Here is a 25,963-nt window from a genome sequence, read left to right as displayed (position 1 = left end):
GGGTTACACCCCATCCTATCGAGAGGCCCGCTCGGGAGCGGGATGGCGCGGACGCCGGTGTACAGCATCCCCCTACAGTGAGCAGATGACGACGCTGCAGACCCCCGGCTGGGCACGCACCTGGACGCTCGTGCGCGCCGCGGGAGCGCTCATCATCCTCACGGCGATCATCGGCCAGGCCGAGGTCACCTTCGGCGGCGCGATCGCGAACGGGCTCGACGTGGGCGTCGTGCTCGTGAACTTCTTCAGCTTCTTCACGATCCTCTCCAATGTCGGGTCGGTCGTGATCCTCGCCGCGGTGGCGGTGTGGTCCGTCACCGGCGGGCGGGGTGGCGTCTCGCCTCTCCCCCGGGGTCTCGCGGTCGTGCTCGCCTGCGTGAGCACCTACATGATCATCACGGGCATCGTCTACAACACCCTGCTGCGCGGCATCCCGCTGCCGCAGGGCACGACCGTCGAATGGGCGAACGAGATCCTGCACGTGGTCGGTCCGATCATCCTGTTGGCCGATGTGCTGGTGGGCGCGCGGGTGCGGTCGTTGGGATGGCGCGTGGTGCCGATCGTGCTCGCGTTCCCGATCGTGTGGGTCGTCTACACCCTCGTGCGCGGGCCGCTCGTGACCAACCCCAACACGGGGGCGCCGTACTGGTACCCCTACCCGTTCCTCGACCCGAACGCGCAGGCGTCGGGCTACGCCGGGGTGGCGCTCTGGGTCGCGATCATCTCCGCGGCGTTCATCGTGGTCGGCGTCCTCGTGGTCTGGGTGGGGCGTCTGCGCACCCGCTCCTGACCGCGCCCGAGCGCGGGGCACGCGGCATCCGGCTCGGTAGGCTGGTGCCCATGTCGAAAGTGCTGCAGTCCCTCCCCGTCGGCGAGCGCGTCGGCATCGCGTTCTCGGGGGGCCTTGACACCTCGGTCGCGGTGGCCTGGATGCGCGACAAGGGCGCCATCCCCTGCACCTACACCGGTGACCTCGGCCAGCCCGATGAGACCGACATCGATGCGATCCCGGGGCGCGCGCTCGAGTACGGTGCCGAGGTCTCGCGCCTGGTCGACTGCAAGACGGCCCTCGTCGAGGAGGGCTTCGTCGCGCTGACCTGTGGCGCGTTCCACATCCGCTCGGGCGGACGCACCTACTTCAACACCACCCCCATCGGCCGCGCCGTCACCGGCACGCTGCTCGTGCGCGCGATGAAGGAGGACGGCGTCGACATCTGGGGTGACGGTTCGACCTACAAGGGCAACGACATCGAGCGGTTCTACCGCTACGGCCTGCTCGCGAACCCCGCGCTGCGCATCTACAAGCCGTGGCTCGACGCCGACTTCGTGACCGAGCTCGGCGGCCGGCAGGAGATGAGCGAGTGGCTCGTCGCCCACGGCTTCCCCTATCGCGACAGCGCCGAGAAGGCCTATTCGACCGACGCCAACATCTGGGGGGCGACGCACGAGGCGAAGACCCTCGAGCACCTGGATGTCTCACTCGAGACCGTCGAGCCCATCATGGGCGTTCGCTTCTGGGACCCGTCCGTCGAGATCGCCGCAGAGGACGTCACCGTGACGTTCGAGGCCGGGCGCCCGGTGGCGCTGAACGGCGTCGAGTTCCGCGACCCGGTGGCGCTCGTGTTCGAGGCGAACCGCATCGGCGGCCGCCACGGCCTGGGCATGAGCGACCAGATCGAGAACCGCATCATCGAGGCGAAGTCCCGCGGCATCTACGAGGCGCCGGGTATGGCGCTGCTGTTCATCGCGTACGAGCGACTCGTGAACAGCATCCTCAACGAGGACACCCTCGCGACCTACCACGAACAGGGTCGCCGTCTCGGCCGCCTCATGTACGAGGGTCGCTGGCTCGAGCCCCAGTCGCTCATGCTGCGCGAGTCGATCCAGAAGTGGGTCGGGTCGACGATCACCGGCTCGGTGACGCTGCGCCTGCGTCGCGGCGAGGACTACACGATCCTCGACACGACGGCCGTCGGCATGTCGTACGCACCCGAGAAGCTCTCGATGGAGCGTGTCGGCGACGCCGCATTCGGCCCGGTCGACCGCATCGGCCAGCTCACGATGCGCAACCTCGACATCGCCGACTCCCGCGCGCGCCTCGAGCAGTACGCGGCGCAGGGTCTCATCGGCGGTCCGACGGGCGCTCTCGTCGGACGTCTCGAGTCGGGCGCCGCGGACGAGATCGTCGAGAACGCCGAGCCGTTCTCCGACGCGCGCGAGGCCCTCGCCGACGCGACCGACGCGGCGAACGAGTCGTCGGCCTTCGACGCCGGAACCGACTGAAAGTCATCACCCCGAATTAACTTGCACACCTCTGTGCAAGTTAGCGTAGACTGACGGGCATGCCCCCCGGTGTGCCCCCTGCCGCGCCCGCACGCGCGCGACGAGCGGATGCCGCGACCAATCGGGTCGCGCTCGTGCGGGCCGCGCAGACCGTGCTCGCCCGCGACCCCCACGCCTCGATCGACACGATCGCCCGCGAGGCCGGCCTCAGTCGTCGCGCCGTCTACGGTCACTTCCCCGACCGCGACAGCCTGGTGCGCGCGGTCATCGCGGTCGCTGCCGAGCGGTTCAACGCGATCGCGACGAGCACGCTCGACATCGACCCCGCGATCGCCCTCGCCACGCTCGCCGCGCGGCTGTGGGCGGAGGCCGCACAGGTGCAGGCCTCCGCGAGCCTCGCCGTCGACGACGACCACGTCGACGAGACCGCCCGCTCCCTCGGGCCGTTGCGTGAGCGGCTGCGCGGGATCGTCGACCGCGGCGTCGCCGGCGGCGCATTCCGCCGCGACCTCCCGCCCGCCCTCCTCGCTCGCGTCATCGAGGAGGCCGCGCGCGCAGCGCTCCGCGAGCTGACAGATATCGACGACGTCGACGCCCGCGATGTCGCCGTGCGCCTCGTGCTGAGCGTCGCGGGACTGTCATGGCACGAGGCATCCGACCTGCTGAGCACCCACCCCGCCGTTCTCGAGGAGGACTGATGCGCATCGAGCTGACCGACGTGTCGAAGGGTCGCGGCGGCGAGGCGCTGCCGTCGACCACGATCGCCTACGAGTCGGGGGTCGCCCGTCTCGCGACCGCCGAGACCGAGCAGCGGCCGACAGTGCTGGGCCTGCTGGCCGCCGGACGCATGAGCAGCGGCACCGGCGAGGTGCGCATCGACGGACGAGCGGATGCCGCGGCCCTGCGTCGACGCATCGCCCTGGTCGACGCGCCCGACGTGTGCGATCCGGCCCCCGATGTCACGGTCGCCGGCGTCGCCGCCGAGGAGCTGATGTTCGCCGGCGCTCCGTCCCACCCCCGCGCGGTGCGCGCGTGGCTGCGTTCGCACGACCTCGACGCCCATTCCCGCACGCCGATCGCCGACCTCGAGCCGGCCGCGCGGGTGAGGATGCTGCTCGAGCTCGCCCTGCTACGGCGCGGCGTCGACGGCGTCGTGCTGGTCTCCCCCGACCGCCACGGCGGCGACCCGGTCGCGTGGTGGTCGATCGCCGAGGAGATCGCCGCCCGCGACGTGGCCGTGCTGGTGATCGCCGGCGAGGCGTCGGCGATGGTGCTGGCCGGCGCCGCGGTGCGGGCGACCGACCCGCTCCCGCCCCTGCCCGTCGAGCCCGAGGGGACGGGCGACCAGACGAGCGAGCCCGAGCCGGGCGCCGACGGCGCCTCGGTGTACGCGCCCGTGGGCGACCCGACGAGCGAGCCCCTCGACTCCCCCCACACTCCCGACCCCACCGAGGACCCCCGATGAAGATCCCCGCCATGATCGCGGCGGAACTGCGCCGCCTCACCGCCACCCGCATGGCCGTCATCGCGCTCATCGCGCTCATGTGCGTGCCGATCCTCTACGGCGGCCTGTACCTGTGGGCCAACCAGGACCCGTACGGCAAGCTGGCCGACGTTCCCGTCGGCCTCGTCGTCGAGGACACCGGCGTCGCGGCATCCGGCGACCAGCCCGCGTCGAACTACGGCGAGCAGGTCGCCGACCAGCTGATGTCGAGCGGAACGTTCGCATGGCAACGCCTGACTCCTGCCGAGGCGCAGGCCTCGCTCGCGCAGGGCGGCGTCGACTTCACGGTGACGATCCCGGCCGACTTCTCGGCCGCTCTCACCTCCGCTGCCGGCACCGATCCGCACGCGGCGACGATCTCGCTGCAGACCAACGACGCGAACAACTACCTGGCGTCCACGATCGGCTCGCAGGCGGTCGCGAAGATCCAGGTCTCGGTCACGCAGCTCGTCGGCAAACAGGCGGCCCTGCGGCTGCTCACCGGCATCAGCGACATCCGCTCGAACCTGGTGACGGCGGCGGACGGCGCGACGAGCCTCGCGAGCGGGGCGGATGCCGCGGCATCCGGTGCGAACACGGCCGCCGCAGGAGCGGCGCAACTCTCCGACGGCACGTCCCAGCTCGCCGCCGGGGCGGGCACGCTCAGCGCGGGCGCCGACCGGGTGGCGAGCGGCGCCGCCCAGGTCGCCTCGGGCACGGCGCAACTCGCGCAGACGGCCGATCAGGTGGGTGCGGTCGCGAACCAGGCCGCCGGTGCGCTGCCGCAGGTGCGGTCGGCCATTGCGCAGCAGCTCGCGGACCAGGGGCTCACCCAGGCCCAGATCGACCAGGTGCTCGCGCAGCTCGATCCGCTCGGCACCCAGCTGACGGCGGCGAACACGCAGCTGCAGGCCGCTGTCGGCAAGATCGACCAGCTCAACGCGGGCGCGCAGCAGGTCTCGAGCGGGGCGAGCCAGGTCGCCGATGGCGCGTCGAGCCTGGCAAGCGGGGCGGATGCCGCGGCATCCGGTGCCTCTCAGCTGAAGGACGGCACGGCCCAGCTGGCGAGCGGGCTGACGACGCTCGATCAGGGCGCCGCGAAGCTGCGCGACGGACTCGAGAGCGGGCTGTCGCAGATCCCGGACTCGTCGGCCGAGCTTCGCGAGAAGCAGGCGGAGACGATCTCGGACCCGGTGACGGTCACCTCGGGCAAGCTCGCCTCCGCCGAGGACTACGGCGCGGGCCTCGCCCCCTTCTTCGTGGCCCTCGCCGGCTGGATCGGCATCTACGCCCTGTTCCTGATCGTGAAGCCGATCTCCCGGCGAGCCGTGACCGCGCTGCACTCGCCCCTGCGGGTGACGGTCGCCGGTTGGCTGACCCCGGGGCTGCTCGGCGGCGTGCAGATGCTGGGACTGTTCGGCGTGCTGGCGGTCGCGCTCGGGTTCACCTTCGCGAACCCCGTCGCCACGCTCGGCATCATGCTGGTCGCCTCGCTGACCTACGCCGCGATCGTGCTGGCGCTGAACGTGTGGCTCGGGTCGGTCGGGCAGTTCCTCGGGTTGGTGCTCATGGTGCTGCAGCTGGTCACCGCGGGCGGCACCTTCCCGTGGCAGACGCTCCCCGGGCCGCTCGCCGCACTGCATCATGTACTGCCGATGGGATATGTCGTCGACGCCATGCGCCAGCTCATGTACGGCGGCGACCTGTCGCGCGTTCCCGGCGATCTCGCGGTGCTGTTCACCTGGATGATCGGCGCGCTGCTCCTGGCCGCGATCGGCGTGACGCGGATGACCCACCGCCGCACCCTGCGCGATCTGCAGCCGAGCCTCATCGGGTGAGATGAGGGGGGCGGATGCCGCGGCATCCGCCCCCCTCACCCTGCGTGGCCGCGAGCGTCGCACCACAGGCGGGGCCCCGCCCGCACAGGAACTCCCGCGGGAACAGGGCGATCACGCCCGAATCGTCCTGTTCTCGCGCATTCTCCTGCACTCAGCCGCTGTAGGCGCCCGCGGCGATGTCCTCGGCGAGGGTCGGCCCGGTCGGCTCCCAGGCGAAGCGCTCACGGGTGAGCGTGGCGGAAGCGGCGATGTCGGCGGCGAAGAACCGCCCGATCCACCCGAAGTGCGCATCGGCGTCGGCGGGGGCGACAGAACGCACCGGCACGCCGAGTGCGGCACCGAGCCACGCCGCGATGTCGCGAGCCGGAATTCCGTCCTCAGCGACAGCGTGCACGATCGTCCCGGGCTCGCCGCCCTCGATCGCGAGCCGCACGAGACGGGCAGCGTCGGTGCGGTGTACCGCGGGCCAGCGGTTCATGCCGTCGCCGACATATCCGGCGAACCCCTGCGTGCGGGCGATGCGGGCGAGCTCCGCGGTGAAGCCGTGGTCGCCCATGCCGTGCACCGTCGGGGCGAAGCGGGCCGCCATGGCGCGCACACCCTGCGCCGCCCAGCCGAGCGCGAGGTTCTCGCTGCCGCCGCGCATCGATTCGATGCCGTGCTGCGTGGACGGCGTCGCCTCGGTGAGGGTCTGCCCGGGGTAGCCCGCCATGCCGGAGGCGACGATGAGCGCACCGCCACGAGGCGCGAGCGTCTCGGCGAGCGCGGCGACGGCATGGTGCTCGATCACCCCTGACTCGGCGAACCGTGCGAAGTCGTGCACGAAGGCGAGGTGGGCCACGGCGTCGGCGCCGGCGGCGCCGGCGCGCAGCGAGTCGAGGTCGGTCAGCTCGCCGCGCAGCACCTCGATGCCGCGGGCGGCGAGGGTGTCGGCGGCGGCCGCGGTGCGAGCGAGGCCGACGACCTCATGTCCTGCCGAGAGCAGTTCGGCCGACACGGCGGTTCCGATCCAGCCGGTGGCTCCGGTGACGAAGATGCGCATGATGCGCTCCCTTCCTGATGTCAGTGTGTGACATCAGGCTAGCACCCAACGTCAGTCACTGTCATCACTATGATCGACGTATGGGTCGATGGGAACCGGGAGCACGCGAGCGACTCGCGCGCGCCGCGCTCGACCTCTATGTCGAGCGCGGGTTCGACGAGACATCCGTCGGCGACATCGCCGCGCGCGCAGGAGTCACTGAGCGCACCTTCTTCCGACACTTCGCCGACAAGCGCGAGGTGCTCTTCCAGGGATCGGCCGTGCTCCAGCAGCGGGTCGTCGACGCGATCGCCGCCGCGGACCACCGACTCACGCCGTTACAGATCATGATCACGGTGATGCGGGAGACGCAGGACTACTTCCCCGACCACGATTTCGTGGCCGCCCGTCAGGCCGCGATCGACCGCAACACGAGCCTGCGGGAGCGCGAGCTGCTCAAGCTCGCCACCATGCGCGCCGCCGCCGCCGACGCGCTACGCGCGCGAGGCGTCGACGACCTGTCGGCCGACCTCGCCGCCGACGCCGGCGTCTCGCTGTTCCACCAGGGGTTCCAGCGCTGGGTGGCCGGCGCCGCCCCCGACCTCGTCTCGGGCATCGACGACGCGGCATCCGCTCTCCGCGGCCTCACCGCCTGACGCGACGCTCCGCGCTCGACATGACGGAACGCCGCACCCGAGGGGTGCGGCGTTCCGTGGGGTGGCGCTCAGAGAGCGGCGCGCAGTCCCTCGACGAGAGGCGTCGTGGGGCGTCCGATGAGCGCGGCGAGAGAGCCGTCTCCGCCGTCGAGCTGGCCCTCGGCCGTGCTCGCGTCCATCGCGGCGACGAATCCGGCCGTGCCAGCGTCGAGCCCGGCGGCCTCGAGCGCGGCGGCGCGCTCGGCGACCGTCTGGCGCACGTAGGACACCTCACGGTCGAAGATCGCGGCCGCGGCCGCGGCGAGGTCGTCGTAGTTCCAGGCGACGTCACCGGCGAGCTCATAGACCCGACCGGCCTGGTCGTCGGCCAGCAGCACCGCGGCGGCAGCGTCCGCGTAGTCCACGCGGCTGGCGCTCGCGATGCGACCGTCGCCCGCGGCGGCCGCGAGCACACCCGACGTGCCCGCGTACTGCACGTCGGCGAGCTGGTTCTCGGTGTACCAGTTGTTGCGCAGCAGCACGGCCGGAACGCCCGACGCGGCGATCGCGGCTTCGGTCTCGACATGCTCGGGAGCGAGGATGTGGGTGCTCTCCCCCGCACGGTAGATGCTCGTGTAGGCCAGCAGCTCGACGCCCGCTGCGACGGCGGCGTCGATGACGACCTGATGCTGGGCGGCACGCTGTCCGACCTCGGAGCTCGAGATCAGCAGCACGCGGTCGACGCCCTCGAGGGCTGCCGCGACGGTCTCGGGCTTCGTGTAGTCGAGCTCGACGACGCGCACGCCGAGGTCGGCGGCCTTCGCGGGAGTGCGAGCGCCGGCGACGATGTCGGATGCAGCGGCACCACGCGCGAGCAGACGCTCGACGACGAGACGGCCGAGGTGCCCGGAGGCACCGGTGACGAGGATGGTCATGGGGTTCCCTTCGACGTGCGAACGGAGGATGCAGCGGCATCGGGCATCGGCACATTCCCACCGATGGGTACCCACTTTCGGGTACGGTACTGGAATGGCGGTGAGTTTTGCGGAAATCCGGGAGGACCGCCCCGGAACTTTCACCCATTCATGCCCGACCCGGGTCGTGCTCGACCACGTGATGAGCCGGTGGGGAGTGCTCGTGATCGCCGCTCTCAGCGACGGCACGCAGCGCTGGGGCGAGCTGCGCCGGGGCGTCGACGGCATCAGCGAAAAGATGCTCGGCTCGACGCTGCGCACCCTCGTCGCCGACGGTCTCGTGGCCCGGCGATCGCTTCCCGCGGTGCCCCCGCACGTCGAGTACAGCCTCACTCCGCTTGGGCTCGAACTGGTCGAGCGCATGCTCCCGTTGCTCTCCTGGGTGGCCGACAACGCCGACGAGATCGTGGGTCAGAAGGCGATCGCCCGCACCTGACGCCCCCGGGAGAGCCGTGGCATCCATACAGGACTCGTCCAGAAATGCCCCCTAACGTGGCCGGGTCCGCCGCGGTCCCACCCGAGGGAGCGGGGCGGATGCCTCGGACTCACCCGTCCAGACGGGTGTGATGCGTCAGCGTCAGGGCACCGGAACCGCCTCGTGCGACCGTCGCCCGCCGCATCGTCCGAGGCGGCCAGCCTGCTCGGCCGCCGCCCGCTGACACGCGCGCGGCCGCCCGACGTCGTCCGCCTGGCGGGCACGCGAGGAGCCGCAGGGAAGCTCGAGAATTGGAGTTCCGTGCGCCTTCGCGTCACTCTCCCCCGTCGTAAGAGAACGCTCATCCCCCTCGCCGCACTCGCGACCACTCTCGCGGTCGGCATCCCCGTCGGCCTGGTCTCCACGGCCGCGGCCCAGACCCCCGCTCCCCCCTCTCTCGCAGGCCCCGCCGCGCGCGACGTCGATCGAGACGCCAGCCTGTACGCGGCCGTCGCCCGAGTCACGGTGACGGGAGCCTCCGGCAAGGTCGACGCCTCCGCACTCGGTGCGCAGATCGACCAGCTCACCAACTCGGAGGAGCTCCCCGCCGAGACGGTCGCCGCCCTCACCGCGAATCTGCGCGGCACGACGTCCACCGTCGCCGATCAGATCGCCGCCCACGACGCCGAGCAGGCGCGCATCGCCGCCGAGCAGGCCGCGCAGGCCGCCGCCCAGGAGGCTGCCGCGAAGGCCGCCGCCGAGAAGGCCGCCGCAGCCAAGCGCGCCGCCGCCTCGCAGGCGTCGGCGGCCGCCGCGAACGCGGCAGCCGCGGACCCCGCCAGTGCGCAGGCCATCGCCAAGCAGATGGCGGCCGCCAACTACGGCTGGGGTGACGACCAGTTCGCCTGCCTGTACTCCCTCTGGAAGAAGGAGTCGGGCTGGAACTACCGCGCCTACAACGCCTCGAGCGGTGCCTACGGCATCCCCCAGGCCCTGCCCGGCTCGAAGATGGGCGCGAACGGCGCCGACTGGCAGACGAACCCCGCGACGCAGATCGCGTGGGGTCTCGGCTACATCAGCCGCGCCTACGGCACGCCGTGCGGCGCCTGGGGTCACTCCCAGTCGACCGGCTGGTACTGATCCGCCACGCTGACGCGCTGGTGGTGCGGCCCCTAGGCTGACCACCAGCGCGTTGCCGCGCCCGCCGTCCGCGGGCCGCTCGGTCGACGCCGATGCCGACGCGAGAGGGGACGCCACGTTGGATGCCGCCTCCCCCCGCCCTGCGACACCGGCCCGGGCGGGGCTCGTGCTCACGGCATTGGTGCTCGCCGCCGTCGTCTGCAACATCAATGTCGCCGCGGCGACGGTGGCGCTGCCGTCGATCGGCGACGCGTTCGGGGCGTCCCAGACGGCCCTGAACCTCGTCGGCATCGGCAACGGGCTGGGGTTGGCGATGTCGGTGCTCTACCTCGGCGCCGTCGCCGACCGCTACGGCCGCAAGCGGCTCCTGCTCATCGGTCTCTCGCTCACCGTGGTCGCGAGCGTCGCGTCGGCTGCGGCATCCTCTGTCGAGACGCTCGTGCTCGCGCGGGTGTTCACGGGGCTCGCGGCCGGCGCCGCCTACCCGACGACCCTGTCGCTGATCACCGCCCTCTGGGCCGACGGACCGGCGCGCACCCGCGCGATCGCGCTGTGGTCGAGCGTGAGCGCGATGGCGAGCGTCGGCGGCTCTGTGCTCGCCGGTATCGTGCTGACGGATGCCGGCTGGCGCCCGTCGTTCCTCATGGCGATCCCCCTCGCGCTCGTCGCCGCGGTGCTGGTCGCGTGGGCCGTGCCCTCCCGCGTCGCGGAGTCCGAGGAGCCCGTCGATCACATCGGTGGCGTGTTGTCCGTGGTCGGCGTCGGTGCGCTCGTGCTCGGCATCGGGATCGTCTTCGATCCGGGCGAGCAGGTGCCGGGCATCGTGCTGGTGCTCGTCGCCGTCGTCGCGATCGGCGGGTTCGGGTGGCGGCAGCGTCGTACCCGCTTCCCCCTGTTCGACCTGCACATCGCCCGACGACGCCTGTTCTGGGCGCCTGCCGTCGCCGGCACCATCGCGTTCGGTGCGCTGCTGGGTGCGATCTTCGTCGGTGAACAATTCGTGCAGAACGTGCTCGGCTACGACCCCTTGAAGGCCGGCGCCGCCGTCATCCCCGCCGCCGTCGGCCTGCTGATCGCGGTGCCGTTCGCCGCTCGGCTGGTCGGTACGCGCGGCACCCGGTGGGCGATGCTTCTCGGCTACGCGATCATCCTCGCCGCGTTCCTGACGATGCTCGGCTGGCGCGAGAGCACGCCCTACGTGCTCGTCGGCGTCGGCTTCCTCTTCGTCGGCGCGGGAGCCGCGTTCGTGATGACCGCGTCGTCGCGCTCACTGACCGGATCGACGCCCGTTCGACGCGTCGGCATGGCCTCCGCGGCATCCGACCTGCAGGGCGACCTCGGCGGGTCGATCATGCAGGCGCTTCTCGGTGCGATCCTCGCTGCGGGGTTCGCGGGCGCCGTCTCCCGCCACATCGCCGACTCGGGACGCGCGGGGGAGATCGGCGCCGAGGTGACGGCGGCGCTGCAGGCGTCGTTCGCCTCCGCGGCCCATGTCGCCCAGGCCTATCCGGCGGATGCGGGCCAGATCCTCGCGGCCGCGCGCGAGTCGCTGGCGGCCGGAGCGTGGGCCGCCTACCTCGTCGGCGCGATCGTGCTCGTCGCCGGCGCACTCGTCGTGCGCTTCGGTATCCCGGACCGCGGGGGCGAGGCGCGCCTGCACGAGCGCTACCGCGCCGACGACGAGCGGATGCCGCAGCCCGGCGCCTAACGCGACGGGCCGGGCTCCTGGGGGCCGGCGCCGCCGGCGGCCTCGCGGTCGATCGTCGAGGCTTCGTCGACGTCGCGTCCGGCGAGCTCATCGACCACGAGGGTGTCGGCGTCGAACGAGCCGTTGCGGTAGGCCTGACGACCGACCATGTGGGCCGACAGCGGGGCGGTCGCGAGCTGGAACATGACGACGGGCACGAGGAACGCCACCACCGGCCACGACCGCAGCGACAGCGCGATCGCCAGGCAGATGAGCACGAGTCCGAGCACCTGCGGCTTCGTCGCCGCGTGCAGGCGCCCGGGGACGTCGCGCAGCCTCACGACGCCGATGGCTGCCGTGAGGCACAGCAGGGCGCCGATGAGGATCAGCACGAGCGAGGCCGTGTCGAGCACGCTGTCGATGGTCATCGCCGATCCTCTCTTCTCGCGACGAACCGCGCGATCGCGACCGACCCGAACACACCGATCGCCGCGAGGCACAGCAGCACCGGCAGCGTGCGGGTGTGGTGGTTTATCGCCATGTCGGCGCCGAGCACGCACATCACCTCGGTGAGGAGCACATCGGATGCCACGGCCCGGTCGAGGATCGACGGGCCCTTCACGATGCGCCACAGCGTGAGAAGCGCGGCGAGCGCGAACACGATGTAGATCGCGACGAGCAGGGGGTTCACGAGGCTCCTCCCGCCGCGGCATCCGTCACTGTCTTCACCTGGGCGCGCGATCCGAACGCCTGCACGACGCGACGTTCCCACGCGAGCACCGTGCGTCGCTGGCGCTCGGTGTCCTCCGCGCTGCGCACGCCGATCACGTGCAGGTAGAGCACCCGCCGGTCGCGATCGATGTCGATCAGCAGCGACCCCGGGATGAGCGAGGACGTGACGGCGGTGTGGGTCATGATGAGGTCGTCGTCGACCCGCAGTGGCACCGCGATGACCGCGTTGCGCGGCTGGCGGCGCACGTCGAGCACGATCCAGGCGACCGACAGCGAGCCGCGCACGACCGCGAACGCGAACATGACCACGAAGACGAGCGCGTGCCACGGATGCAGCCGGCCCGACAGCTCGACCGGCGGCAGCCGGAACACGCGCGTGACGATCAGGGCGACCACGATTCCGGTGAGCGCAGCGAGCACCGTGAACTGGCCCCAGAGCAGCATCCACAGCAGCACGAGCCAGATGAAGAACGGCAGCTGGCGCCACGCGCGCGCGGCGGCGGAGCGACGCACCATCAGTGGCCCCCCTCGCCGGTCGTCGTGTCGCTGATCACCTGGGCGACGTGCACCGGCTCGCTCAGCTGAGCGCCGATGCGCGCGCACAGGTCGAACAGGGGTCCGGCGAACACGGTGAGCGCGATCGTGACCACCACGAGCCCGGCGGTCGAGGCGGTCATGACCTTGGGGATGACGCGGCGCTCGGTCTGGACGGCTGCAGCCGGCGCCGACCCGAGGAAGCGGATGCGGTCTTCGACCTCGGGCTCTTCGGCCGAGGTGCTCTCCCGCCAGAAGCCGAGGTTCCACGCGCGCATGAGCGTGTACAGGGTGAGCAGCGACGTGATGACCCCACCCACGATGAGCACGATCATGAGAGGCGTGCCGACCTGCGCGGCGGCGTCGAAGAGCGCGAACTTGCCGATGAAGCCCGAGAACGGTGGCAGACCGCCGAGGTTGATCGCCGGGATGAAGTAGAGCAGCGCGATCAGCGGCGCCCCCGTCATGAGGCCCTTGAGCTTCAGGATCGACGTCGTGCCGGCCCGGCGCTCGATCAGTCCGACCGCGAGGAACAGCGTCGTCTGCACGACGATGTGATGCACCATGTAGTACACGGTCGCGCCGATGGCCGCCGGCGTCGCGATCGCCAGCCCGAAGATCATGTAGCCGACATGGCTGACGAGTGTGAACGACAGGATGCGTTTGAGCTCGGCCTGGGCGACGGCGCCGAGGATGCCGACGATCATCGTCGCAAGCGAGACGATCAGCAGCAGCGTGTTGATGTTGCTGTCGGGGAACAGCTGCGTCTCGGTGCGGATGATCGCGTACACGCCGACCTTGGTCAGCAGGCCCGCGAACACCGCCGTGACAGGGGCGGGGGCGGTCGGGTACGAGTCGGGCAGCCAGAAGGAGAGTGGGAACACGGCCGCCTTGATGCCGAAGGCGAGCAGCAGCATGAGATGCAGCACGAGCTGCACGGAGGGCGGCTGCAGCGCCATGCGCTCGGCGATCTGCGCCATGTTCACCGTGCCGAGCGCCGCGTAGATGGCCGCGATCGCCGAGAGGAACAGCACCGAGGAGACGAGCGAGACGACGATGTACACGACGCCCGAGCGGATGCGCGCCTCGGTGCCGCCGAGCGTGATGAGCACGTACGACGCGACCAGCAGGATCTCGAATCCGACGTAGAGGTTGAAGAGGTCGCCCGCGATGAACGCGGTGTAGATGCCCGCCGCGAGGATCAGATACGAGGGGTGGAAGATCGAGACCGGGGTGTCCTCGTCGCCGTCGGCAGCGCCCTGGCCGACCGAAAACAGCAGCACCGCGAGCAGCACGATGCTGGAGATCACCACGAGCAGCGCTGCGAGGGTGTCGACGTACAGCACGATGCCGAACGGCACCGGCCACCCGGCGACCGCGACGGCGAGCGGGGCGTGGGCGTCGACGTAGACCAGCAGCACCGACGCGATGACGAGCACCGCGGTCAGCGTGACGATCGACACCCACACCTGCACGCGCCGACGACGACCGAAGATGAGCGCGACGGCCGCGCCGAGCAGCGGCAGCGTGGTCAGCAGGGGGACGAGGGAGCTCACGAGTCATCCCCCCGTCGTCCGTCACCGGTGGGCCGGTCGGTCGGCGCGTCATCGGCGAGTGCATCGAAGTCGAGGCTCGAGAGCACGGTGATCGGGGCGACCTCCGAGTCGACGAAGTCGGTCGTGGCGTCGTCGTCCTGCTCGGTGATCTCGTCCTCCGTCTCGAGAGCGTCGGCCGGCTCGGCGGCCCGTTCGCGCAGCGCGACATCGGCCTCGTCGTCCTCGACGGTGTCGGCCTGGCCCAACTGCCACGAGCGGTAGATCAGCGCCAGCAGGAACGCCGAGACCGCGAACGTGATGACGATGGCGGTGAGCGAGAGGGCCTGCGGCAGCGGATCCGAGAAGGACGCGGCATCCTCGGCAGACCCGAAGAAGGGGGCGACGCCGGGCTTGCCGAGCACGATCAGCAGCAGCAGGTTCGCGCCGTTGCCGAGCAGCAGGAAGCCGATCAGCACGCGCGTGAGCGAGCGTTCGAGCATGGCGTAGACGCCGCAGGCGAACAGCGCCGCCATCACGACGATGAGCACGACCGAGACGCTCATTGCACGCTCACCCCCCGGGCACGAAGCTCCTGCGTCTGACGGTCGACCTCGGCGCCGAGGCTGCGCAGCACGTCGAGCACGAGCCCGATGACCACGAGGTAGACCCCGATGTCGAAGATGGTCGACGTCACGAACTCGATGTGCCCGATGACGGGGATATCGGCCTCGAGGATGCCGCTGGTCAGCGGGGCCTCACCGAACAGCAGCGGCACGATCGCGCAGGCGACCGCGAGGGTCATGCCGACGCCGAGCAGGCGTCCGGCGTCGGTCGGTGCGGCGGCGCCGAGCTCGTAGCGGCCGCCCGCGATGTAGCGCATGACCAGGGCCATGCCCGCGACGAGGCCGCCGGCGAAGCCGCCGCCGGGAAGGTTGTGGCCGGCGAAGAGCAGGTAGATCGACACGACGATGATCGAATGGAACAGCACCCGCACGATCACCTCGAGCATGATCGAGCGGTTCTCGGCGCGCACCCTCTGACCGGCGTACAGCCAGGCGCGACGGGTCGAGTCGCTGGATGCCGCGGGGCGCAGTCCCTCGTCGGTCTCGACGAGCACGCGGCGTCCGGTCTGGCGGGGGATGGGCCGGGTGAACGACGACAGGTTGTCGGCGCGGTGCGTGACGAACACGAGCGAGGCGACGCCGGTCGCGGCGAGCACGAGCACCGACAGCTCGCCCATCGTGTCCCACCCGCGCAGGTCGACGAGGGCGACGTTCACGACGTTCTTGCCGTGCCCGATCTGGTAGGCGAGCGCCGGGAAGTCGAGCGAGATCGGCGGCAGGGTGCGGGCTCCCGTCGCGACGATCGCGACGAGGGCCATCGTCGCACCCACCGCGATCGCGAGCACCGCCCGACCGATGGGCGCGACCGACGCGTTGTGGTCGCCGAGCCGCGAGGGGATGCGGCGCAGCACGAGGGCGAACGCGACGAGCGTCACGGTCTCGACGAGGATCTGCGTGAGTGCGAGGTCAGGCGCCCCGCTCGTGGCGAACAGCACGACCATGCCGAGTCCGGTGACCGAGACGAGCACGACGCCGGTGTAGCGCTTCTGGGCACGCACGGCGAGGATGCCGGCGACGATCATGACGGGGGCCACGGCGAGCTGCGCGGGCGTGTGCCACGCATCCAGCTGAGCCTGCCACGAGGGGCTCGCGAGGAGGGCGGTGCCCTCGGCGACGACGAACACGGAGAAGATCACGCCGAGGTGCAGGGGCAGGGATCCGCGCTGGGTGAGCGTGGTCGAGGAGACCGCGAGCCGGATGACCCCGCGCAGCGCCGCGTTGTAGACGTCGACCGCGGTGAACGGCAGCACGCGACGACGCTCGGCCCAGCCGACGCGCAGCGCGAGCCAGAAGACGAGCGCGCCGACCGCGAGGGAGCCGAGCGAGATCCACAGCGCGGGCTCGAACCCGTGCCAGAGGGCCAGGTGCGCGGCCTTGGTGTGGTCGCCGACGCCCTCCGCACCGGCGGGAACGGTCGCCGCGTAGGGGGCGAGAGCGCCATCCACAACGGATGCCGCGGCCCCCAGCACGAGCGTGAGCACCGCGAGGGCGACCGGTGCGAACGAGAACCCGAACGGGGGAGAGGGCCACTCGGTGCGCGGACGCGGGGAGCCCGCGGCATCCTTCTTCGTGAAGAACGCACCCCAGACGAACCGGATGCCGTACGCGGCGGTCAGCACCGACCCGAGCACGATGGCGACGAGCCCGACGCTCGCCCACGGGGCCCCTTCGCTGGCCTGCTCGAGGAACGCGGCGAGCACCGACTCCTTCGCGACGAACCCGATCGTGGGGATGACACCGGCCATCGAGCACACGGAGATGATGGCGGCGGCGGCGAGCACCGGCGCCTGCCGGCCGACGCCCGAGAGCTCGCGGATGTCACGGGTCGACAGCTGCCGGTCGACGATGCCGACCACGAGGAACAGCGCCGACTTGAACAGGGCGTGGCTGATGAGCAGCGCGAGGCCGGCGAGCGCGGCGTCACGGGTGCCGTAGCCGAGCACGATCGCGAGGAATCCCAGCTGGCTGACGGTGCCGAAGGCGAGGATGCGCTTGAGGTCGTACTCGCGCAGCGCCTGGATGCCGCCGAGCAGCATCGTGAACGCACCGAGGCCGATGACGATCGGCCGCCAGGTCGGGTCGATGGCGAACACGGGGGCCAGGCGCGCGATGAGGTAGATGCCCGCCTTCACCATGGCGGCGGCGTGCAGGTAGGCGCTCACGGGGGTCGGTGCGGCCATCGCGCCCGGAAGCCAGAAGTGGAACGGGAAGATCGCCGACTTCGACAGCGCGCCCACGAGGATCAGCACGAGCGCCGCGTCGACGACCGGGCCGGTGGGCGCCGCCGCGAGGATCCCCGCGATCCTCGTCGTGCCCGTGTGCACCACGAGCAGCACCACGCCGATGAGCATGATGAGGCCGCCGAGGGTCGTGACGAGCAGTGCCTGCAACGCCGCGCGACGGCTCGCGCCGCGCGCGCGGTAGTAGCCGATGAGCAGGTACGACAGGATGCTCGTGATCTCCCACAGCATCACCAGCACGACGATGTCGTCGGTCAGCACCAGTCCGTACATGGCCCCGGCGAACGCGAGCAGCACCGCGGCGAAGAGCCCGACGCCCTGTGTCTTGCCCGCGAAGTACCAGCGGCAGTAGAGCAGCACGAGCGCGCCGACGCCGGTGACCACGAGCGCCATCACCCAGGCGAGGGTGTCCATGCGCATCGTGAGCGAGATGTCGAGACTCGGAATCCACTCGAGTGTCTCGGTCGGCGGGGTGTCGGTGCCGACCAGGGGGAACAGCGACACGGTGTGCACGAACGCCAGCACGGGAAGGGCCGCGGCGACGAAGAACGCGCGCGAGCCGATGCGGGAGACGAGCCACGGGAGCAGCAGGGGCAGGAGGGCGAACGCAGCGAGAAGGACCAGCACGAGGCCTCCTCGGGGTCGTCGGGCCGGGCTCAACGAGGGAGCGCCCAGGCGATCGGGGTTCGGGCCCTCAGTCTATCGGGCGGCCCATAGGAGGCGTGCGGCGTTCGCCCAGACGGGCGTGCCTATGCCTGCGGCGCGGGACCGGTGGTGTTGCCCTCGCGGAAGCGGCTTGCGAAGTCGACCCCCGACGTGGGCGTCCCCTGGATTAGGGCGGCGAGCACCTCGCCGGCAGCCCTGCCCTTGTCGGCGGCGGGCTGCGCCATGGTCGTCAGGCGGTGGGGGGCGATGCCGTCGGCGCGGATGCCGTCGAATCCGGTGACGCTGAAGTCCTCGGGCACCCGCACGCCCGCGTCGAGGGCCGCGCGCACGATGCCGACGGCGAGCAGGTCGGTCTGCGCGATGGCCGCCGTGGGCCGCGGATCGAGCGCGAGGATGGCCTGGCCGGCGGCGTACCCCTCGTCGATGAGACTTCCGGTGGCGTGGTAGATCGGGGCATCCGGATACACCTCGAGGGCGCCGCGCAGTCGGTCGCGGGTGACGTCGACAGTGATCGCGTCGAGGTCGACCGACGGAGCCCAGCCGGCGCGGGTCGACGCGTCGAACGCCATCGTCACGTGCACGACCCGTTCGTGTCCGAGACCCTTCGTGTACTCCGCGATGTGCCGCTGCGCGGCCTCGTTGTCGAGTCCGATCTGCGGCACCCCCTCGCCCGCATCGCCCTCGATGACGACGACCGGGATGCCACGCCCACGCACATCGTCCAGCGACGAGCGCATGTGCGCGCTGCACCCGAGGAGCACGGCTCCGTCGATGGGCGCGGTCATGAGCGACGGCCCGGTCTCGGTCGCGTCGTCGCGCAGCAAGAGGATCGCCGCGTCGAGTGGGGCGATGCCCTCGGAGATGCCGTCGAGCACGACGGTCGTGACGGGGTCGAGGAACGCCGAGCGCAGGCGTCCGCCGAGCACGACGCCGATGATGCCGCTGCGCCCGCGACGCAGCGAGGCGGCGCGGGGGTCGGGGCCGGTGTAGCCGAGGGCGGATGCCGCGGCGAGCACGCGTTGGCGCGTGGCATCCGTCACCTGGGTCTTGCCGCTGAACACGACCGACGCGGTCGACGGCGACACCCCCGCCTCGCGGGCGACGTCGGCGATGGTGGCTCGGCGTGCGCTCATGTTGCACCGATGCTAACCCGTCGGAGGCTTGGTGTGTCGAATCGATTCGATTAGGGTGTGCTGCATGCTCCACTCGACCGACCGCCGCGCCTTCGTGCGCTGGCGCGCCGCGATCTTCGTCGTGTTCGCGCTCTCCGGGCTCAGCATCGCCACCTGGGCGTCGCGCGTGCCCGCGATCAAGGCGGCACTCGGCATCTCGCAGCTCGAGATCGGTCTGCTGCTGCTCGGCGCCGGAATCGCGTCCGTCGCGGGCCTCTCCCTCGCCCCGATCGTGTTCACGCGGATCGGCGCGCGGCGCACGATCATCGCGGCGATCGCCGTGTTCGCCGCGGGCGTGCTCGTGATCGGCGTCGGCACGGACCTCGTGCACAGCTACGCCGTGGTGCTCGCCGGGCTCGTGCTGTTCGGGCTCGGCAACGGCGCCGTCGACGTCACGATGAACGTCGAAGGGGCCGCGATCGAGAAGCAGCAGGGCACGACGATCCTGCCGCTGTTCCACGCGTTCTTCAGCTTCGGCACCGTCATCGGGGCGAGCCTCGGCGCCCTCGCTGTCGCGCTCGGGTTCGACGTGTTCACGCACGCCGCCGTGATCGCCGTCACCCTCGTCGTGGCCGGGCTGATCGCCGCGAGCCAGGTTCCGGCACACATCCCCGCCGACGCCGCACCCGCGACCCAGCGCACCCCGTGGCGGGAGCGTCTCCGCATCTCGCTCTCGGCCTGGCGCGAGCCGCGCACGTACGCGATCGGCGTGGTCATGCTCGGCATGGCCTTCGCCGAGGGCGGCGCGAACGACTGGCTCGCACTCAGCGTGAGCGAGGGGCATCGCCAAGGCGAGGCGGCCGGGGCGATCGGCCTCGCCGTGTTCTCGGTGAGCATGACCGCCGCGCGCGTGCTCGGTGGCCCGCTCGTCGACCGCATCGGCCGCGTCGCGACGCTGCGCATCCTCGCGACGACCGCGACGGTCGGCATGATCCTGTTCGTCTTCGCCCCGAACCTGCCGCTCATCTTCGTCGGCGCGTTCCTGTGGGGCGCGGGGGTGTCGATGGGCTTCCCGCTCGGCATGTCCGCCGCGGCCGACGATCCCGCGCGCGCGGCCGCCCGGGTGAGCGCCGCAGCGACGATCGGCTACGTCGCGTTCCTCGCCGGACCGCCGCTGCTCGGCTTCCTCGCCGAGCACATCGGGCTGCTCCCCACGCTGCTCGTGCTCGTGGTGCTGGTCGTCGCCTCGGGTCTCGCATCGGGCGCCGCGAAGCCGCTCACGCCGGTGGCGTCCGCACCGCGGGGGGCCGCGGCATCCACCGACGCCTGAGGCGGCGCTCAGCCGGCGTCGGGGTCGGCCCAGAACGGCGAGAAGTGGTAGCCGTCGGGGTCGTCGAACTGTCGCTGGTACATGAAGCCGTACTCGTCGGTGTCGCCGAGGCGGCCCCCGGCGGACTCGGCGGCGACGGCGAGCGCATCGACGGCGTCGCGCGTCGGCACGCTGAAGGCGACCGTCACCGGCGACGGGGTGCCCGGCCCGCCCACGAGCTCCTCGGTGCCGCCGAGGCTCTCGTAGAAGCTGCGGCTGATGGCCATGATGTGCGTGTCGCCGTCGATGCGGAAGCAGGCGGCGTTCTCGTTGGTGAACTCGGCGACGGCGCTCCAGCCGAGCGTCGAGTAGAAGTCGGCGGAGCGTGCGACGTCCGCGACGGGGAAGTTCACGAAGATGCTCATGGCCCGATCGTCGCGCGCGGCGGCGAGCGCGTCAACGGCGTCGCCGGGGCGGGGCGGGCGCCGGTACCGTGGTCGGGTGCGTCTCGTCATCGCCCGCTGCTCCGTGGACTACTCGGGGCGCCTCAACGCCCATCTGCCGCTGGCCACCCGGCTCCTCGTACACAAGGGCGACGGCTCGCTGCTCGTGCACTCCGACGGCGGCAGCTACAAGCCGCTCAACTGGATGAGCCCGCCGTGCACGCTCGCGGTCGAAGAGGTCGATGAGGATGCCGCGGCATCCGGTGTCATCGAGCAGTGGCGCGTGACCCACCAGAAGTCCGGCGACGCGCTCGTCGTGAAGCTCTACGAGGTGCTGCACGACTCGTCCCACGAGCTCGGCATCGACCCGGGCCTGCAGAAGGACGGCGTCGAGGCCGACCTGCAGCGCCTGCTCGCCGAGCAGGTCGACGTGATCGGCGAGGGACTCACCCTGGTGCGGCGCGAGTTCCCCACTGCGATCGGCCCGGTCGACCTGCTGCTGCGCAACCCCGAGGGCGGCACGATCGCCGTCGAGGTGAAGCGCCGCGGCGACATCGACGGCGTCGAGCAGCTCACCCGCTACCTGGAGCTCCTGGGTCGCGACCCCCACCTCGCGCCGGTCACCGGCGTCTTCGCCGCGCAGGAGATCAAGCCGCAGGCGCGGGTGCTCGCCGGCGACCGCGGGATCCGCTGCGTGACCCTCGACTACGACGGCATGAAGGGCGTCGAGTCGGGCGCACCCCGGCTCTTCTGACGACCGGATGCCGCGGCATCCCGTGCCGTCGGCGACGACTACCGTTAAGGGGTGTCCCTCCCCTACACCTGCGTCCTCTGGGACGTCGACGGCACGATCGTCGACGCCTCGGTCGGAATCCTCCGTCGGCTGACGATCTCGCTCGAGCGTCTCGGGCTGCCCGCCCCCACTGAGGCGGAGCTCACCCACTGGATCGGCCCGCCGATGTTCGAGTCCTTCCAGACGCAGGCGCACCTGAGCCCGGAGGAGGCAGAGAAGGCCGTCGCGCACTACCGCGAGCTCGGCAAGGCCGACGGGTACACCACCGACGTGCGGCTGTACCCGGGGGTCGCCGACCTCATCCACGAGCTGCACGACCGCGGCGTGCCGCAGGCCACGGCGAGCTCCAAGCCCGAGGTGCAGGTGAAGGCGATCCTCGAGCACTTCGGGCTCGCGCCGCTGTTCGCCTCGATCACCGGTGCCACCGCCGATGAGCGCACGCTCGGCCGCAAGGCCGACATCGTCGCCGAGGCCCTCCGCCGCCTCGAGGCCCAGGGTATCGACGTCTCGCGTCCCGTGCTCATCGGCGACCGCCACCACGACGTCGAGGGCGGCACCGAGCGCGGCGTGCCCGTGATCTTCGTCGACTGGGGCTTCAGCAGCCCGGGCGAGGCCGAGGGCGCGGTCGCCGAGGCGGCTGACATCGAGGCGCTGCGCGCACTCGTGCTGCCGGCCGCCTGAACCCCTCGTCGACCGGCGACCCGGTCGGTAGGCTGGCCGACATGACGGATGCGGCGGCTCCGACGAGGCATCCGGTGATCACCGTCGTCGCGCGCATCCCGGCGACGCTCATCACCCTCGGTCTGGTGCTCGTGGCCGGACTCGTGAGCGCCGCGCTCTGGTTCCCGCTGCGCGAGAACCATGCCTGGCGCTACCTGGCCTACGGCCTGCCCTCGCTCCTCGAGGGGCACTGGTGGACGCCCGTCACCGGTGCACTGCTCGTGCACTCGCCGATCCTCTACCCGGTCGTGATCGTGAGCTTCGCCGGCATGGCGTACCTCGAGTTCCACCGCGGGTGGAAGGTCGCGACCCGATACTTCGTCATCGGCCAGATCGGCACCGTGCTGGTCGCGGCTCTCATCGTGTGGCTGCTCGCGATGACCGGGTGGCCGTGGGCCGTGGCGCAGTCGCATCACCTCGACGTCGGCCCCTCGGGCGGCACGATGGCGTGCATCGCGGCAGCCGTCGGGCTCTTCCGCCCGCCCTGGCGGGTGCGCGCCTGGCTCGTGCTGCTCGCCTTCGTAGGTGTGACGATGGTCTTCTGGGGCAACCTCGGCGATCTCGAGCACGCCGTGTCGGTCATCGGCGTGCTGATCGTCGACCGGTCGCTGCGCCTGCGCAAGGCGTCGCTGCGCGAGAAGCGCTTCATCGCCTTCGTCGCCGTCCTGGCGCTCGGGGCGCTCGAGATCATCGTTCTCGTGGTGCCGACAGCGGGCATGTTCGGCAGTACGACGCCGGACCCCGGTCCGATCCTCGATGTGACGGTCGATGTCGTGGTGATCGTGCTGATCGCCCGCGGCCTGCTGCGCGGCCGGCGCTGGACGTGGTGGGTCGCCGCGGTCTTCGCGGGCGGCAACATCCTCGCCGTGGTCTTCGTGCTCATCGGCGCCGAACTGGTCGGGTGGAGCGAGGTGACGGACGCGATCTCCGGCGATCCCGCCCTCACGATCGTGAGCGGGGTGCTGTGGGCGTTGCTCCTCGTCTACCTGCTCATCGAGCGACGCGCGTTCCGCGCGGGGCGCGGCACCCGCCTGTCGGCCCTGCCTCCGCCCACGCGGGCGGAGGTGCGACGCGCCCTTCATCGTGACGGCGGCGGCACTCTGTCATGGATGGCCACGTGGGACGCCAACTCGACGGTGCGGACGGCGGCGGGCGGGATGCTCACCTACCAGCGGCGCAACGGGGTGGCCCTGGCGCTCGGCGATCCGTTCGGCCCGCCGTCCGACGCCCCGGGTGTGGTCGACGCGTTCGTCGACGGTGCGGAGCACGCCGGGCTCGTGCCGTGCTTCTTCAGCGCGAGCGAGTCGACGCGCGCGCTGCTCCCGTCCACGTGGAGGAGCCTGGTGGTCGCCGCCGACACGATCGTCGATCTTCCGGGGCTGCAGTTCACGGGCAAGAAGTGGAACTCGGTGCGCACGTCCCTCAACCGCGCCGACCGCGAGCAGGTGGAGTTCCGCATGACGCACCTCGTGCACGAGTCGTGGGGCGTGCGCCAGCAGATCCGTGCGATCTCCGAGGAGTGGCTCGGCGACAAGGACCTGCCCGAGATGGGCTTCACCCTGGGCAGCCTCATCGAGGCCGCCGATCCGGAGGTGCGGATCGCCCTGGCCGTGACACCGTCGGGCGATGTCGATGGCTTCTTGTCCTGGCTGCCGGTCTACGGCGCTCAGGGTATGGTCCGCGGGTGGACGCTCGACCTCATGCGTCGCCGCGAGGGCGGCTTCCCCTCGGTGATGGAGTTCCTCATCGGATCGTCCGCCCAGCAGTTCGAGGCGGAGGGCGCCGAGTTCATGTCACTGTCGGGTGCGCCGCTGGCCCACGATCTCCCGCAGGAGGCCGGCGGCCTCGCCGCGCTGGGCGACCGGCTGGCCGAATCGCTCGAGCCCGTCTACGGATTCCGCTCTCTGCAACGCTTCAAGCAGAAGTTCCATCCCCGCCACGAGCCGCTCTACCTGCTCTACCGCGACGAGAGCGACCTCACCCGCATCGGTCTCGCCCTCGTGCGCGCGTTCCTGCCGACCGCGACGCTGCGTCAGCTCGCGGCGGCGGGGGTGGACGTCGTGCGCGCCGGCTGAGCCCGAACATGACGAGGGGACGGGATGCCGCGGCATCCCGTCCCCTCGAACGCTTCGGTCAGAGCGCGCGAATGCTCGCCGCCTGCAGTCCCTTGGGACCCTGTTCGACCTCGAACTCGACCCGCTGGTTCTCTTCGAGCGAGCGGTATCCGTTTCCCTGAATGGCCGAGTAGTGCGCGAAGACGTCGGCGCCGCCCTCATCAGGAGCGATGAAACCGAAACCCTTCTCCGAGTTGAACCACTTGACCGTACCCGTCGTGCTCATGAACTGCCGTTCTCTACTGCAACCGGCGCCCAGTGCACCGGTGTTCGCTTCACGCTAGCGGGCATCACGGCTCGGGGCGAGGGCGATCGCAGATCGTTAACGCAACCGTTGCGTGGGAGGACCCCGCCTGAGCGCCCGAGCGGGCCCTTAACCCATACGACGCCCGGGCCGAGTGAACTCAAGGCCCGGGCGTCGACGGATCCCCCCGGATATGCCACGCCATGCGTGACAGCGTTCACTCTAATGACCTCGAAACTGCCGCGCATAGCGGGTGAGCCGTGAGAAATCGATGAGCTGCGCGACGTCGGTTCGACGTCGTCGCCGGGGCTGTGCGCCCCACCGGATGAGGGCTGCGAGTTCGCGCCAAGGCAGAGAAGAGCCCCCTCCCGGCTGGGGGATCAGGAGGGGGCTCTTGTGGATCCCTCCGCTGGGGGCACGAGGGATGCGAGTCGTTACGTTACGCGGCGGCGGCGGCGCGTGGGGGTGCCCGCGTCGATCTTGCGGCAAGCGCATAAGCAACGCCCAGTCTGACTGTCCGGGAATGCACGATGGTCTTCGACAGTTGTCGAACAAGGACAACCTTTCAGGCTGCCCTACGGCAGGCGCACCCGCGCCGCCGCCATCGGCCGGCGCCGCCTCATCACGGTCACGCCGGATGAGGAAAGGAATCGACATGGCTGTGTACGACGTCGCAGAACGTTCGGCGATCGTGACGGGAGCGGGGTCGGGGATCGGTCGCGCCGTGGCGCACACCCTGGCGGCGAGCGGCGCGAGCGTGCTCGTCACCGACATCAACGCGGATGCCGCGGCATCCGTCGTCGACGAGATCACCGCCGCTGGCGGCACCGCGAGCGCCTTCGTCGGCGACGTGAGCGACACCGCGTGGATCGACGAGTCGATCCAGCGCGCCAACGCCCTCGCGCCGCTGCGCATCGCCGTCAACAACGCCGGGATCGGCGGCGCCGCGGCCCCCGTAGGGGAGTACCCCCTCGACAGCTGGCAGAAGGTCATCGAGGTCAACCTCAACGCCGTGTTCTACGGCGTGCGCGCGCAGGTCGTCGCCATGGCAGCCAACGGGGGCGGCTCGATCGTCAACATGGCCTCGGTGCTCGGCTCCGTCGGCATCCCCTTCTCGTCGGCCTACGTGACCGCGAAGCACGGCCTCATCGGCCTCACCAAGAACGCCGCCCTCGAGTACGGCGCGCAGAAGGTGCGCGTCAACGCGGTCGGCCCGGGGTTCATCGCCACCCCGCTGCTCGACAAGAACCTCGACCAGGCCACCAAGGACGCCCTCGCCGCCAAGCACGCGCTCGGCCGTCTCGGCACCCCCGAGGAGGTCGCCGCGATCGTCGCCTTCCTCTCAAGCGACGCCGCCAGCTTCGTGACCGGCTCCTACCACCTGGTCGACGGCGGCTACGCCGCCCAGTGACCTCAACGACG

25 protein-coding genes are annotated in these 25,963 nt (G+C 71.2%); 14 read left to right on the top strand and 11 right to left on the bottom strand.

What is annotated here, in order from left to right:
- Positions 1-85: 85 nt before the first annotated feature.
- Genes RR49_RS10070 through RR49_RS10050 form a run of 5 tightly spaced genes read left to right on the top strand, consistent with a single transcriptional unit; the run spans position 86 to position 5,604 of the window.
- On the top strand, positions 86-790 hold the full coding sequence (locus tag RR49_RS10070) for a Pr6Pr family membrane protein (protein WP_045247952.1): 705 nt from the start codon (positions 86-88) through the stop codon (positions 788-790).
- Positions 791-840: 50 nt separating this feature from the next.
- Entirely contained in the window at positions 841-2,283 is a 1,443-nt protein-coding gene (gene argG, locus RR49_RS10065; protein ID WP_045247951.1) for an argininosuccinate synthase, read from the top strand.
- A 59-nt stretch (positions 2,284-2,342) separates the two neighbouring features.
- A complete protein-coding gene (locus tag RR49_RS10060) occupies positions 2,343-2,981 on the top strand; it encodes a TetR/AcrR family transcriptional regulator (protein ID WP_045247950.1) in 639 nt (212 codons plus the stop codon).
- Positions 2,981-3,748 (top strand): hypothetical protein, encoded by a 768-nt coding sequence (locus tag RR49_RS10055; protein ID WP_048808971.1) that lies wholly within the window; start codon positions 2,981-2,983, stop codon positions 3,746-3,748. The genes RR49_RS10060 and RR49_RS10055 overlap by 1 nt, the downstream gene beginning before the upstream one ends.
- Positions 3,745-5,604 (top strand): YhgE/Pip family protein, encoded by a 1,860-nt coding sequence (locus RR49_RS10050; RefSeq protein ID WP_045247949.1) that lies wholly within the window; start codon positions 3,745-3,747, stop codon positions 5,602-5,604. Before RR49_RS10055 ends, RR49_RS10050 begins: the two co-directional genes overlap by 4 nt.
- 151 nt (positions 5,605-5,755) lie before the next feature.
- Here RR49_RS10050 and RR49_RS10045 read toward each other — a convergent pair whose 3' ends face one another.
- The gene (locus RR49_RS10045; protein WP_045247948.1) at positions 5,756-6,646 is read right to left on the bottom strand and encodes an NAD-dependent epimerase/dehydratase family protein; all 891 of its coding nucleotides are present in this window, start codon (positions 6,644-6,646) and stop codon (positions 5,756-5,758) included.
- A gap of 80 nt (positions 6,647-6,726) precedes the next feature.
- Between RR49_RS10045 and RR49_RS10040 the strand changes: the two genes are divergently transcribed.
- Complete coding sequence (locus RR49_RS10040; protein WP_045247947.1) at positions 6,727-7,281, top strand: TetR/AcrR family transcriptional regulator; 555 nt, start codon at positions 6,727-6,729, stop codon at positions 7,279-7,281.
- 68 nt (positions 7,282-7,349) lie between these two features.
- Here RR49_RS10040 and RR49_RS10035 read toward each other — a convergent pair whose 3' ends face one another.
- Positions 7,350-8,195 carry an NAD(P)H-binding protein gene (locus RR49_RS10035; protein ID WP_045247946.1) on the bottom strand — a complete coding sequence of 282 codons (846 nt, stop codon included), beginning with the start codon at positions 8,193-8,195 and terminating at the stop codon, positions 7,350-7,352.
- Between the two features lie 94 nt (positions 8,196-8,289).
- On the opposite strand from RR49_RS10035, the gene RR49_RS10030 reads away from it, so the two are divergent.
- The 3 genes from RR49_RS10030 (at position 8,290) to RR49_RS10020 (ending at position 11,497) form a co-directional block, all read left to right on the top strand.
- Complete coding sequence (locus RR49_RS10030; protein WP_045247945.1) at positions 8,290-8,670, top strand: winged helix-turn-helix transcriptional regulator; 381 nt, start codon at positions 8,290-8,292, stop codon at positions 8,668-8,670.
- A gap of 300 nt (positions 8,671-8,970) precedes the next feature.
- Positions 8,971-9,789 carry an aggregation-promoting factor C-terminal-like domain-containing protein gene (locus tag RR49_RS10025; protein ID WP_045247944.1) on the top strand — a complete coding sequence of 273 codons (819 nt, stop codon included), beginning with the start codon at positions 8,971-8,973 and terminating at the stop codon, positions 9,787-9,789.
- Between the two features lie 52 nt (positions 9,790-9,841).
- A complete protein-coding gene (locus tag RR49_RS10020; RefSeq protein ID WP_245610977.1) occupies positions 9,842-11,497 on the top strand; it encodes an MFS transporter in 1,656 nt (551 codons plus the stop codon).
- Here the strand turns inward: RR49_RS10020 and mnhG are convergent.
- The 7 genes from mnhG to RR49_RS09985 all read right to left on the bottom strand — a co-directional run bounded on the left by mnhG (position 11,494) and on the right by RR49_RS09985 (position 18,939).
- Positions 11,494-11,904, bottom strand: coding sequence for a monovalent cation/H(+) antiporter subunit G (mnhG, locus tag RR49_RS10015; RefSeq protein WP_045247943.1), 411 nt, complete (start codon positions 11,902-11,904; stop codon positions 11,494-11,496). The two genes, RR49_RS10020 and mnhG, sit on opposite strands and share 4 nt — an antisense overlap.
- The gene (locus tag RR49_RS10010) at positions 11,901-12,167 is read right to left on the bottom strand and encodes an MrpF/PhaF family protein (protein ID WP_045247942.1); all 267 of its coding nucleotides are present in this window, start codon (positions 12,165-12,167) and stop codon (positions 11,901-11,903) included. Before RR49_RS10010 ends, mnhG begins: the two co-directional genes overlap by 4 nt.
- Positions 12,164-12,724 carry a Na+/H+ antiporter subunit E gene (locus tag RR49_RS10005; RefSeq protein WP_045247941.1) on the bottom strand — a complete coding sequence of 187 codons (561 nt, stop codon included), beginning with the start codon at positions 12,722-12,724 and terminating at the stop codon, positions 12,164-12,166. The genes RR49_RS10010 and RR49_RS10005 overlap by 4 nt, the downstream gene beginning before the upstream one ends.
- Complete coding sequence (locus RR49_RS10000) at positions 12,724-14,298, bottom strand: Na+/H+ antiporter subunit D (protein ID WP_045247940.1); 1,575 nt, start codon at positions 14,296-14,298, stop codon at positions 12,724-12,726. Before RR49_RS10000 ends, RR49_RS10005 begins: the two co-directional genes overlap by 1 nt.
- A complete protein-coding gene (locus RR49_RS09995) occupies positions 14,295-14,840 on the bottom strand; it encodes a Na(+)/H(+) antiporter subunit C (protein ID WP_045247939.1) in 546 nt (181 codons plus the stop codon). The genes RR49_RS10000 and RR49_RS09995 overlap by 4 nt, the downstream gene beginning before the upstream one ends.
- Positions 14,837-17,767, bottom strand: a complete 2,931-nt coding sequence (locus tag RR49_RS09990) for a Na+/H+ antiporter subunit A (RefSeq protein ID WP_045247938.1) — start codon at positions 17,765-17,767, stop codon at positions 14,837-14,839. The genes RR49_RS09995 and RR49_RS09990 overlap by 4 nt, the downstream gene beginning before the upstream one ends.
- A gap of 122 nt (positions 17,768-17,889) precedes the next feature.
- Positions 17,890-18,939 carry a LacI family DNA-binding transcriptional regulator gene (locus RR49_RS09985; protein ID WP_045247937.1) on the bottom strand — a complete coding sequence of 350 codons (1,050 nt, stop codon included), beginning with the start codon at positions 18,937-18,939 and terminating at the stop codon, positions 17,890-17,892.
- Positions 18,940-19,003: 64 nt separating this feature from the next.
- Between RR49_RS09985 and RR49_RS09980 the strand changes: the two genes are divergently transcribed.
- Positions 19,004-20,248, top strand: a complete 1,245-nt coding sequence (locus RR49_RS09980) for an MFS transporter (RefSeq protein WP_045247936.1) — start codon at positions 19,004-19,006, stop codon at positions 20,246-20,248.
- Between the two features lie 8 nt (positions 20,249-20,256).
- Here the strand turns inward: RR49_RS09980 and RR49_RS09975 are convergent, their stop codons facing one another.
- Positions 20,257-20,652, bottom strand: coding sequence for a VOC family protein (locus RR49_RS09975; protein ID WP_045247935.1), 396 nt, complete (start codon positions 20,650-20,652; stop codon positions 20,257-20,259).
- 76 nt (positions 20,653-20,728) lie between these two features.
- On the opposite strand from RR49_RS09975, the gene nucS reads away from it, so the two are divergent.
- From nucS to RR49_RS09960, 3 genes are read left to right on the top strand one after another with little or no spacing between them, the layout of a single operon-like run.
- Positions 20,729-21,424 (top strand): endonuclease NucS, encoded by a 696-nt coding sequence (gene nucS, locus RR49_RS09970; protein WP_045248013.1) that lies wholly within the window; start codon positions 20,729-20,731, stop codon positions 21,422-21,424.
- Between the two features lie 51 nt (positions 21,425-21,475).
- A complete protein-coding gene (locus RR49_RS09965) occupies positions 21,476-22,144 on the top strand; it encodes an HAD hydrolase-like protein (protein ID WP_045247934.1) in 669 nt (222 codons plus the stop codon).
- Positions 22,145-22,185: 41 nt separating this feature from the next.
- On the top strand, positions 22,186-24,258 hold the full coding sequence (locus tag RR49_RS09960; protein ID WP_045247933.1) for a bifunctional lysylphosphatidylglycerol flippase/synthetase MprF: 2,073 nt from the start codon (positions 22,186-22,188) through the stop codon (positions 24,256-24,258).
- Positions 24,259-24,316: 58 nt separating this feature from the next.
- On the opposite strand, the gene RR49_RS09955 is transcribed toward RR49_RS09960, so the two are convergent.
- Positions 24,317-24,523 (bottom strand): cold-shock protein, encoded by a 207-nt coding sequence (locus tag RR49_RS09955; RefSeq protein ID WP_045247932.1) that lies wholly within the window; start codon positions 24,521-24,523, stop codon positions 24,317-24,319.
- 673 nt (positions 24,524-25,196) lie between these two features.
- On the opposite strand from RR49_RS09955, the gene RR49_RS09950 reads away from it, so the two are divergent.
- The gene (locus RR49_RS09950) at positions 25,197-25,952 is read left to right on the top strand and encodes an SDR family NAD(P)-dependent oxidoreductase (protein ID WP_045247931.1); all 756 of its coding nucleotides are present in this window, start codon (positions 25,197-25,199) and stop codon (positions 25,950-25,952) included.
- Positions 25,953-25,963: the final 11 nt, after the last annotated feature.

Source organism: Microbacterium ginsengisoli, assembly GCF_000956535.1.
GTDB classification, from domain to species: Bacteria; Actinomycetota; Actinomycetes; order Actinomycetales; family Microbacteriaceae; genus Microbacterium; species Microbacterium ginsengisoli.
Note: the sequence above shows the minus strand (reverse complement) of the source record. Positions and strands in the feature narration are given on the sequence as shown.